The sequence below is a fragment of the Streptomyces sp. NPDC059740 genome, assembly GCF_042733155.1.
Taxonomy (GTDB): domain Bacteria; phylum Actinomycetota; class Actinomycetes; order Streptomycetales; family Streptomycetaceae; genus Streptomyces.
In genome coordinates, this window is sequence record NZ_JBHWGP010000081.1 from 1 (window position 1) to 9,398 (window position 9,398).

The 9,398-nt window shown below is 73.5% G+C and carries 10 protein-coding genes; 6 read left to right on the top strand and 4 right to left on the bottom strand.

All coding sequences use genetic code 11. The features are described 5' to 3' along the window. Positions 1 to 81: 81 nt before the first annotated feature. Positions 82 to 1,527, bottom strand: coding sequence for an argininosuccinate synthase (gene argG / locus ACFV3R_RS34285; RefSeq protein WP_385591407.1), 1,446 nt, complete (start codon positions 1,525 to 1,527; stop codon positions 82 to 84). Positions 1,528 to 1,922: 395 nt separating this feature from the next. On the opposite strand from argG, the gene ACFV3R_RS34290 reads away from it, so the two are divergent. Next, on the top strand, positions 1,923 to 2,588 hold the full coding sequence (locus ACFV3R_RS34290; RefSeq protein ID WP_385591409.1) for a PadR family transcriptional regulator: 666 nt from the start codon (positions 1,923 to 1,925) through the stop codon (positions 2,586 to 2,588). Positions 2,589 to 2,849: 261 nt separating this feature from the next. Next, positions 2,850 to 3,278, top strand: a complete 429-nt coding sequence (locus ACFV3R_RS34295; RefSeq protein ID WP_385591412.1) for a VOC family protein — start codon at positions 2,850 to 2,852, stop codon at positions 3,276 to 3,278. Positions 3,279 to 3,386: 108 nt separating this feature from the next. Here the strand turns inward: ACFV3R_RS34295 and ACFV3R_RS34300 are convergent, their stop codons facing one another. Together ACFV3R_RS34300 and ACFV3R_RS34305 are read right to left on the bottom strand one after the other, a co-directional pair. Next, positions 3,387 to 4,031, bottom strand: coding sequence for an FMN-binding negative transcriptional regulator (locus tag ACFV3R_RS34300; protein ID WP_385591414.1), 645 nt, complete (start codon positions 4,029 to 4,031; stop codon positions 3,387 to 3,389). Between the two features lie 9 nt (positions 4,032 to 4,040). After that, positions 4,041 to 4,769, bottom strand: coding sequence for a pyridoxamine 5'-phosphate oxidase family protein (locus tag ACFV3R_RS34305; protein ID WP_385591416.1), 729 nt, complete (start codon positions 4,767 to 4,769; stop codon positions 4,041 to 4,043). A gap of 35 nt (positions 4,770 to 4,804) precedes the next feature. On the opposite strand from ACFV3R_RS34305, the gene ACFV3R_RS34310 reads away from it, so the two are divergent. Beyond that, positions 4,805 to 6,148 carry an aminotransferase class I/II-fold pyridoxal phosphate-dependent enzyme gene (locus ACFV3R_RS34310; protein WP_385591419.1) on the top strand — a complete coding sequence of 448 codons (1,344 nt, stop codon included), beginning with the start codon at positions 4,805 to 4,807 and terminating at the stop codon, positions 6,146 to 6,148. A gap of 59 nt (positions 6,149 to 6,207) precedes the next feature. On the opposite strand, the gene ACFV3R_RS34315 is transcribed toward ACFV3R_RS34310, so the two are convergent. Next, the gene (locus ACFV3R_RS34315) at positions 6,208 to 7,311 is read right to left on the bottom strand and encodes a DMT family transporter (RefSeq protein ID WP_385591421.1); all 1,104 of its coding nucleotides are present in this window, start codon (positions 7,309 to 7,311) and stop codon (positions 6,208 to 6,210) included. A 74-nt stretch (positions 7,312 to 7,385) separates the two neighbouring features. Here ACFV3R_RS34315 and ACFV3R_RS34320 point away from each other — a divergent pair, with 74 nt between their 5' ends. From ACFV3R_RS34320 to ACFV3R_RS34330, 3 genes are all read left to right on the top strand, one after another. Then, entirely contained in the window at positions 7,386 to 8,372 is a 987-nt protein-coding gene (locus tag ACFV3R_RS34320) for a LysR family transcriptional regulator (RefSeq protein ID WP_385591424.1), read from the top strand. Positions 8,373 to 8,590: 218 nt separating this feature from the next. Continuing rightward, the gene (locus ACFV3R_RS34325; protein WP_385591426.1) at positions 8,591 to 8,950 is read left to right on the top strand and encodes a hypothetical protein; all 360 of its coding nucleotides are present in this window, start codon (positions 8,591 to 8,593) and stop codon (positions 8,948 to 8,950) included. A 94-nt stretch (positions 8,951 to 9,044) separates the two neighbouring features. Beyond that, positions 9,045 to 9,227, top strand: a complete 183-nt coding sequence (locus ACFV3R_RS34330) for a hypothetical protein (RefSeq protein WP_385591428.1) — start codon at positions 9,045 to 9,047, stop codon at positions 9,225 to 9,227. Positions 9,228 to 9,398: the final 171 nt, after the last annotated feature.

Here is a 9,398-nt window from a genome sequence, read left to right on the forward strand (position 1 = left end):
CCGGCGCCGTCCGGCGCCGGGCCCGCCCCTGCGGGTGGTGCGTCGTTCCCGGTGGGTTCGAGCGCCTACTCGACCAAGCGGTCAGTCGGTGCCGGAGTCGATCGCGGCGCGGTCCAGCAGCTCGTCGTCGTCGGAGACCTCGCCACGGGACGCGATGGCCTGGGCGCCGCCCTCCGGCATGCTGCCGATCAGCCCGGTCGCCGCTGCCTGGGCGGCGCCGATGGCGGGGTTGGCGCTGCCGATCAGGCCGAGCCCGGCGTACTGCTCCAGCTTGGCGCGGGAGTCGGCGATGTCCAGGTTGCGCATGGTCAGCTGGCCGATCCGGTCCACTGGGCCGAACGCCGAGTCCTCGGTGCGCTCCATGGACAGCTTGTCCGGGTGGTAGCTGAACGCCGGGCCCGTGGTGTCGAGGATCGAGTAGTCCTCACCGCGCCGCAGCCGCAGCGTCACCTCGCCGGTGACCGCCGCACCGACCCAGCGCTGCAGCGACTCGCGCACCATCAGCGCCTGCGGGTCCAGCCAGCGGCCCTCGTACATCAGCCGGCCGAGGCGGCGCCCCTCGTTGTGGTACTGGGCGAGGGTGTCCTCGTTGTGGATCGCGTTGACCAGGCGCTCGTAGGCGGCGTGGAGGAGGGCCATGCCGGGCGCCTCGTAGATGCCGCGGCTCTTGGCCTCGATGATCCGGTTCTCGATCTGGTCCGACATGCCCATGCCGTGGCGGCCGCCGACGGCGTTCGCCTCCATCACGAGGTCGACGGCGGAGGCGAACTCCTTGCCGTTGATCGTCACCGGGCGGCCCTGGTCGAAGCCGATCGTCACGTCCTCGGTGGCGATCTCGACGGCAGGGTCCCAGAACCGCACGCCCATGATCGGGTCGACGGTCTCCACGCCGGTGTCCAGGTGCTCCAGGGTCTTGGCCTCGTGGGTGGCGCCCCAGATGTTGGCGTCGGTGGAGTACGCCTTCTCCGTGCTGTCCCGGTACGGGAGGTCGTGGGCCAGGAGCCACTCCGACATCTCCTTGCGGCCCCCGAGCTCGGTCACGAAGTCCGCGTCCAGCCAGGGCTTGTAGATCCGCAGGTGCGGGTTGGCGAGCAGGCCGTAGCGGTAGAACCGCTCGATGTCGTTGCCCTTGAAGGTCGAGCCGTCGCCCCAGATCTGGACGTCGTCCTCGAGCATCGCCCGGACCAGCAGGGTGCCCGTGACGGCGCGGCCGAGCGGTGTGGTGTTGAAGTAGGCGCGCCCGCCCGAGCGGATGTGGAAGGCCCCGCAGGTGAGGGCGGCCAGGCCCTCCTCGACCAGCGCCGCGCGGCAGTCGACCAGACGCGCGATCTCGGCGCCGTAGGTCTCCGCGCGGCCGGGCACCGAGGCGATGTCGGGCTCGTCGTACTGGCCGATGTCGGCGGTGTAGGTGCACGGGACGGCGCCCTTGTCGCGCATCCACGCGACCGCGACCGAGGTGTCGAGGCCGCCCGAGAAGGCGATGCCGACGCGCTCGCCGGCGGGAAGGGAGGTGAGGACCTTAGACATGGGAAGAGTATGCATAACCGCGCATGGTTATGTAAAGGCGTGGCTGCGATTCGGGGGTGCGAGGGGCGGGATCGGCCTTGGTCCGGCCTTCGGTGGCGTCTCACTCGCCCCACCCGGCGCAGGGTGGCGGTCCCCCGGTGGCGCTCCGGCGAGCCGTCGGGGCGGAAGACTCGCGGGCCCGGGCCGGGCGCAGGCCGCAGGCGTGTGGGCGATGGCCTCTGCCGGCTCACCGTCCCAGTTTCACCGAGGGGGAGGTCGGGCCGTCCCGTCGGGAGGGAAAGCGACTCGATCGAGTGAGGTGTCAGGTGGGGGCGGGAATGTTGTCACCTCTTGCCGTACGACTGTCAGCGATATATCGTCGAGATATCGCAACCGATCGTACGAAGGAGAGAGTCATGCGTTTCCAAGGTCAAGGACGGTATGAGCACGGCCGGGCGCACCGCGGTGGCGGATTCGGCGGTCCCGGTGGGTTCGACGGCCCGGGGGGGTTCGGGGGCCACGGGGTGGACGAGCGGCGGGCCTTCGGCCCCTTCGGTCCCCCCTTCGGCGGCCCGGGTCCCGGGCGGGGCGGCTTCGGCCCCGGTTTCGGAGGCCGGGGAGGCAGGGGCGGCCCCCGGGGACGGGCGCGCCGCGGGGACGTCCGCGCCTCGATCCTGGCCCTCCTGAAGGAGCGCCCCATGCACGGCTACGAGATGATCCGCGAGATCGGCGAACGCAGCGGCGGGGTGTGGAAGCCGAGCCCCGGTTCGGTGTACCCGACGCTTCAGCTGCTGGAGGACGAGGGGCTCATCGGCAACGCCAGTGAGGGCGGCAAGAAGCTGTTCTCCCTCACCGAGGCCGGTGTGGAGGAGGCCGAGGCCGGACCGGAGGCCCCCTGGGAGGACGCCGGTCGCGGCGTCGACTGGGACGCCGTGCACGAGGCCCGCAAGGCCGGCGGCGGGTTGGTCGAGGCCTTCCGCCAGGTGTGGACGACCGGCACGCCGGAGCAGCGCGAGAAGGCGCTGGGGGTCGTCAACAGGGCACGCAAGGAGCTGTACCTGATCCTGGCGGACGAGGGGTGAGGTCGTCCGGGGCCCGTCCGTCTGGACGGACGGCGCGGTGCCCGACGTCCGCCAGGGTCCGTCCTGCCGCCCCGCGGGGAGCTGCCGGGCGGGAGCGCGCGCGGCCACCGGGCCCGCCGGCCCAGCGGGTCCCGGGCCTGAAGGCGGCGCGCGGGGCCCGCTGGGCGCTTCCGCCACCGGGCCCGGCCCGGCCCGGCGACACGGACGGGGCCGGCCGGCTCTTCGGCGGTGGGCGCCCACCTGGCTCACTACGCTCCCGGCATGGAACCGAGAATCAGCCTGGTGACGCTGGGAGTCTCCGACCTGGCGCGGTCCCGCGCCTTCTACGAGCAGTTGGGGTGGCACGGGCAGGAAGTCCAGGAGACCGTTTTCCTCCAGGCCGGCCCGCTGGTGGTCGTCTTGTGGAGCCGGGCGGACCTGGCCCGGGACTGCGGTCTGCCCGAGGGGGAGGGGACCGGCTTCGGCGGCATCGCGCTGGCCCACAACGTCCGTTCCCCGGCGGAGGTGGACGCCGTCATGGAGACGGCAGCGGCTGCCGGTGCCGCCGTGACGCGGCCGGCGGCCACGACCTTCTACGGCGGCTATGCCGGGGTGTTCACCGACCCCGACGGCCACCCCTGGGAGATCGCCCACAACCCCGGCTTCGTGCTGGGCGAGGACGGCTCGCTCACCGTCCCCGACCTGGGGTGACGCCGGCTGCCGGCCATGTCCCGAGGGCTTGGGCCGGCAAGACCCCGGCACGCCTCCGCCGGTGCGCGGAACGGTCGGTCCGCGGCGGCGGCCCGCCGGGGCGCGACGTCATGCCCCGTGTCGCGCCGCCAGTCGTCTGAGCTGGTGTGCGCGGGCCGCGGCGTCCCCGGGGGCGTCACGTTCGGCCAGGCGGCCCGCGATGCGTTCCTGTACGGCCTCCTCCCGCTTGCCGCCGTACTTGAACTTGGCCCGCACCCCGACGACCTCCAGGGCCAGCGCGCGGATACCGGGGAGCTGACGGTGAAAGGGGCCCTCGGTGGCGCTGACCGGCGCCGAGGTGCCCGGTGGCTGGAACGCCGCCACATGGCGCCCGAGCAGCTCGGCCTTCTCCTCGGGGTCGTCCACGACGCGAGCGAGGCAGTGCAGCTGCACGGCGGCGTAGAAGCTGGTGGGCACGCCGTGCTCCGGCGGCTGCTCGGGCGCCGCCTGCCACGGGCCGGGTATGAAGGTGTAGTCGTCGACGACACTCAGCAACACCTCGGGACGCGCGGCCAGCAGCGGCCATATCGGGTTGGGGCGCGCAAGGTGGCTCACGACATGCCCGGTCTCCGCGTCGAAGGCGAAGTGCAGGGGCTGGGCCGACGGCGGTTCGCCCGCCGGCCCGTTCACCACCAGCTGCCCGAAGGGGTGGGTACGCAGGAACTCCTGCCACTCGGCATCGGCCAGCGGGGCGTCCCAGGGACGGATCAGCACGACTGCTCCTCAGCGGGCGAAGAGGTAGGAGGGCTCGGGTGTTCCTTCGGCTCGGTCCCCGTCCGGCTCGGGCGTCCCGTAGGAGGTCACCACCGGCAGGACGCCGCTCCAGTAGGGCAGGTCCGCGTCCGCGGGGTCGTCCGAGGGGCCGCCGGTGCGCATCTTGACCGACACCTCCGCCAGGTCCAGGCGGATCACCGCGGTGGCTGCCAGCTCCTTGGCGTCGGCGGGCCGGGAGTCGGCGGCGCGGCCGGGCAGGACGTGGTCGACGAGCAGGTCCAGGGCGCGCGTCTTCTCCTGCGGGTCGGTGACGGTGTGGGCTGTGCCGTGCACCACGACACTGCGGTAGTTGACGGAGTGGTGGAATGCGGACTTGGCCAGCACCAGGCCGTCGACGTGGGTGACCGTCACGCAGACCGGCAGGCCGTCCTCCCCGCCCGCCGCGCGCAACGGCCGGGACCCCGTGGAGCCGTGCAGGTAGAGGTGGCCGCCGTCCCTGCCGTAGAGCGTGGGGAGGACGACCGGACGGCCGTCGCGGACGAAGCCGAGGTGGCAGAGGTAGCCGGCGTCGAGGACGGCGTGGACGGTCTCGTGGTCGTAGCGGGCGCGCTTCGGGCTGCGGGTGGGGGTGGTCAGGTCGGTGGGGAGGTAGGCGGCGGGCACCCGGGGAGCGGTCGCTTGGGAGGAGGGTGTGGCGGCATCCCCGGCGGTCGGCTGCGTGGTGTGTGGCGACTCCATTGCGAACCCCTTTGAACTAGTGCATACTCTTCTTTGTGCTAGGAGAGTATCGAATCGAAGGGCGTCGCGCATCGGAGATCGCGGCCAGCGTGGAGCGGGGGGTGAGTGCAGGTGAGTTGTCTCCGGGGCAAGTCCTGCCGCCACTGCGTGAGTTGGCCGTCTACCTGGAGGTCAATCCGAACACCGTCGCCGCCGCGTACCGGACGCTGCGGGACCGGGGGGTGATCGAAACCAGAGGGCGGCTGGGCAGCCGCATCCGGGAACGCCCCGCGTCCACCTCGCGGGACGCTCCTCGCGTGCCGGTCCCGCCCGGCGTGCGGGACCTCTCCCACGGCAACCCGGACCCGGCCCTGCTCCCGGACCTCGGGCCGGCGCTGGCCGCCGCAGCCGGCCGCAGTGCAGCAGCCCCCACCCTCTACGGCGCGCCGCCGGTGAGCGAGGGGCTCGCCGCGGCTGCGCGGGAGGCGTTCGAGGCCGACGGGGTGCCCGGTGACCACCTCGCCGTCACCTCCGGGTCCCTTGAAGGCATCGAGCGGGTGCTGGCGGCGCACCTGCGCCCCGGGGACTCCGTCGCCGTGGAGGACCCGGGCTGGCGCAACCTGCTGGACCTCGTCCCCACGCTCGGCCTGCGGGTGGCGCCGGTGGCCGTGGACCAGGAGGGGCCGCTGCCCGAGGAGCTGCAGCAGACCCTGGCGGCCGGGGCGCGAGCGGTGATCGTGACGGCGCGCGCCCAGAACCCGACGGGCGCGGCGGTGAGCGAGGCACGTGCGGCGCGGCTGCGTGCGGTACTCGGCGCCCACCCGCAGGTCCTGCTCGTCGAGGACGACCACGGGCACGACAACGTCAGCCTGCCGCTGCACCCTCTGGGAGGCGCGGGGGCGACGGACCACTGGGTGGTGGTGCGTTCCGTGGCCAAGGCCTACGGGCCCGACCTGCGGTTGGCGGTGCTGAGCGGTGACGCCGTCACGATGGAACGCGTCCGGGGCCGGCAGCGGCTCGGCCCCGGCTGGGTCAGCCACCTGCTGCAGGACGCGGTGGCCCACCTGTGGCGCACGGGGCGCCGCGACCGCCGGGAGGTGGTGGCTGCCTACGACAGCCGCCGGACCGCCCTGCTGGACGCCCTCGCCGAGCGCGGGGTCCCGGCCGGCGGCAGCAGCGGGCTCAACGTGTGGGTGCCCGTCCCCGACGAGACGACCGCGGTGGCGGGACTGCTCCGGGCCGGCTGGGCGGTGGCCCCGGGAGCGCGGTTCCGCATCCGTACCCCGCAGGCGGTCAGGGTGACGGTCTCCTCCCTGCCAAAGGACGAGGCGCCGGCGGTCGCCGACGCCGTCGCAGCCGCCATCGGCGGCGCCCACGAGGAGGGCAGGCGCTATGACTGAGGCGCTCCCCCGAGGGGCGGCCCGGCCCGCACCCCCTCGGGAGGCGCCGCACCGCCCGCCTACCGTGCCGGCGCGGGGCTTTGGCGCACGACCCGTGACCGGCGCGGCGTCGTCTGGGTGAGGGCGGCCCCGGCCAGGGTGACCAGCGCGCCGACCGGGGTGTTCCAGCTGAGGTCCTCGCCCAGCACCGTCACGCCGGCGGCCGTGGCGATCACCGGGACGAAGTAGGTCACCATCTGGGCGGTGGTCGGGCCCACCTCGGCGACCAGGCCGTACTGCAGCAGGAAGGCCACGCCCGTGCCCAGAGCGCCCAGGGCCAGGACCGCGAAGAGCGAGGCGAGGGAGAGGCTGCTGGGGGCGGGTGCCAGGAACGGCGTCACCGCGGCGAGCAGGACGGTGGCCATCACCATCTGGGCACTGGAGAGGGCCAGGTGCGACTCCTGTGCCCCGCCGAGGGTGCGGCGCAGGTAGATCCACCCCACCGGGTAGCAGAGGGAGGCGACGAGGGCCAGCAGCGTGCCGACGGGATCGGTGCCGGAGAAACCCTGCCAGGCGCCGAGCACGGTCAGGACACCCAGGAAGCCGAGGACGAGCCCACCCACCCGCCGGCGGTTCGGCCGGTCCTCGGAGAGCGCGACGAGTGAGAGGAGCATCCCCCACAGCGGGGAGGCGGAGTTGCAGATGCCGGCGAGCGTGGAGGGGATCGTCAGCTCGGCGTAGGCGAAGAGCGAGAAGGGCAGGGCGTTGAGGAAGAGGGCGGCGACCGTCAGGTGCGCCCAGGTCCGGGGCCGTCGCGGCAGCCGCTCACGCCGGGCGACCAGCACCGCCAGCAGCACCAGCGCACCGAAGACCACCCGGCCCAGCGTCACGTACAGCGGCGCGAAGCTGTCGGTGCCGACCTTGATGAGCAGGAAGCTGAAGCCCCATATCAGGGCGAGTACGCCGAAGCGGAGCCGCCAGTCGAGCATGCGACCACCGGGCTGCCGCCGTGCGGGACCCGGTGTGTTCGCCTGGCCCTTACCGTCACGGTCTGCCGCCCTCGTCCTCCCGCCGGAACGGGGCGCCGCCGGAGGGACGGCAGCCGGCTGCCGCACGGAATCGGAGGGGGAGGACTCGGGGACGGCCGGTGGGGTGGTCGGGGCCGCGACGGGCTGGGTGTTCATGGCTTCAAGGTGCCGCACCACCACGTGTAAGCACAACGTAAATTTAGTTGGCTGCATTGGTTAGCATTCCTTATATGTTGAACCTGGAGCGTCTGCGGACGCTGAGCGTCGTCGCCCGGCACGGCTCGGTGAGCGCCGCGGCCGACGTGCTGCACGTGACGACCTCAGCCGTCTCCCAGCAACTCGCCAAGCTGGAACGGGAGACCGGACAGCGGCTGCTGGTGAAGAACGGTCGCGGGGTCCGGTTGACCGATGCCGGCCGCCTGCTCGCCGACCACGCCGGCCGGGTCCTGACCCAGGTGGAACTGGCCGAGGCGGAACTGGAGGCCCACCGGGGCCAGGCCGTGGGCGACCTGCGCCTGGCCGCCTTTCCCACGGCCGCCCGGGGACTGTGCCCCGCGGTCCTCGCGGCCCTCCGCAGGGACCACCCGCGTCTGCGCCCGCTGCTCCAGGAGACGGAGCCGGCTGAGGCGGCGAGGGACGTGGCCCGCGGCGACGTCGACCTCGCCGTCGTCCTGGACTGGTACAACCGTCCGCTGCCCCTTCCGCAGGGCCTGGCGAAGGCCGCCCTGCTGGACGACCCCGCCGATGTCGCCGTTCCTGCCGGTCATCCCCTCGCCGGCCGGGACAGCGTCGCGCTGGAGGACCTGGCGGACGAGGAGTGGATCACCTGGACGGCGGGCGGGTTCTGCCACGACTGGCTGATGTACACGCTGCGCGCCAAGGGCGTCGAGCCGAGGATCGCCCATGTGGCGGAGGAGCACGCCACCCAGCTCGCCCTGGTCGCGGCCGGGCTAGGCTCGGCCGTCGCGCCCCGCCTCGGCCGGGGGCCGGTCCCCGACGGAGTGCGCATCGTGCCGGTGCGGCACGCCATACGCCGGCACGTCTACGCCGTCTGGCGGGAGGACGGCGGCCGGCGCCCCTCCGTCCGGGCAGTCGTCCAGGCCCTCCGCTCCGCCGCCTCACCCACCGTCCCTTCTCCCACCCTCCCTTCTCCCACCGCTCCTTCCTCCACCGCCCCTGCGGACCCCGACGCCTCTCCCGTCGTCCGGGCGGGGTGACCGGCGGAGCGCGACCGTGCCGATGCGCTCGGGGGGATCTCGGCCCCGCTCCCCGGAGGGACGTCCGCACCGCTCGCCGACCCGCCGAGCCCTGAGGAGCCGGCCGACCGGAACTCTCGTCCCGGCCGTCCGCTGTGGTCGTGCGGGTGGCGGGTGGCGGGTGGCGGGTGCCGGGGTTGTCCGGCTCGTGGGCGGGTACCGGCGGCTGGCGCCGGCACATGGTCGAGCAGGGGGAGGGGCTGCTGCGTACCGCCGTGGAGCGGGCCGCCCGGGTGCAAGAGGCGATCGACGCGCTGCCGGGCCTGTCCGTGATGGGCGAGGAGGTCGTGCGTCCCGGGGCCGCGGCCGACCTGGACCCGCTGAAGCTTTCGATCGACGTCCGGGGGTTTGGCATCAGCGGCATGCAGGCCGCTGAGTGGCTGCGGACCTACTGCCATGTCGACGTGGGGGCCGCCGACACCTGCCGGATCAACGCGCAGCTCACCCATGCCGACGACGACGCCACCGAGGCGGTACTGCTGGACGCCGTTCGCCGCCTGACCCAGGAGGCGGAGACATCGAGAGGCCTGCCCAGGTGACCTTCCCGCCCTCCCACGCCTTCGAGCTGGAACAGGCCGTCTCACCCCGTGTCGCCTTCTTCGGCCCCGCCGACAGGTCCCTGCGGACCGTGCCGTGGGCCGGGTCGCGGCCGAGATGGTGAGTCCCTACCCGCCCGGCGTACCCGTCCTGGCACCCGGCGAGGTGATCACCGCCGACATCGTGGCCTGCCTCAGGAGCGGCGTGGAGGCGGGGATGCTGATCCCGGACTCGGCCGGCCCCAGCCTGGAGACGACGCTGCGGGTCTGTGCGCAGTGACGGGGAGGGTGCCCAGTGGCGTGCCCGGGCACTCGCACTCACCCCGTCCCTGCGGCAGTCCGCCCTCACCGGACCGGCGGGGGGTGCCTCTATGTCTTTCGTCAAGGCATCCCTGTCGGGTTCGGGGTGGTTTGGTGTTGCTGGGGTTATGCGGCGAGTTCGACGTCCTTG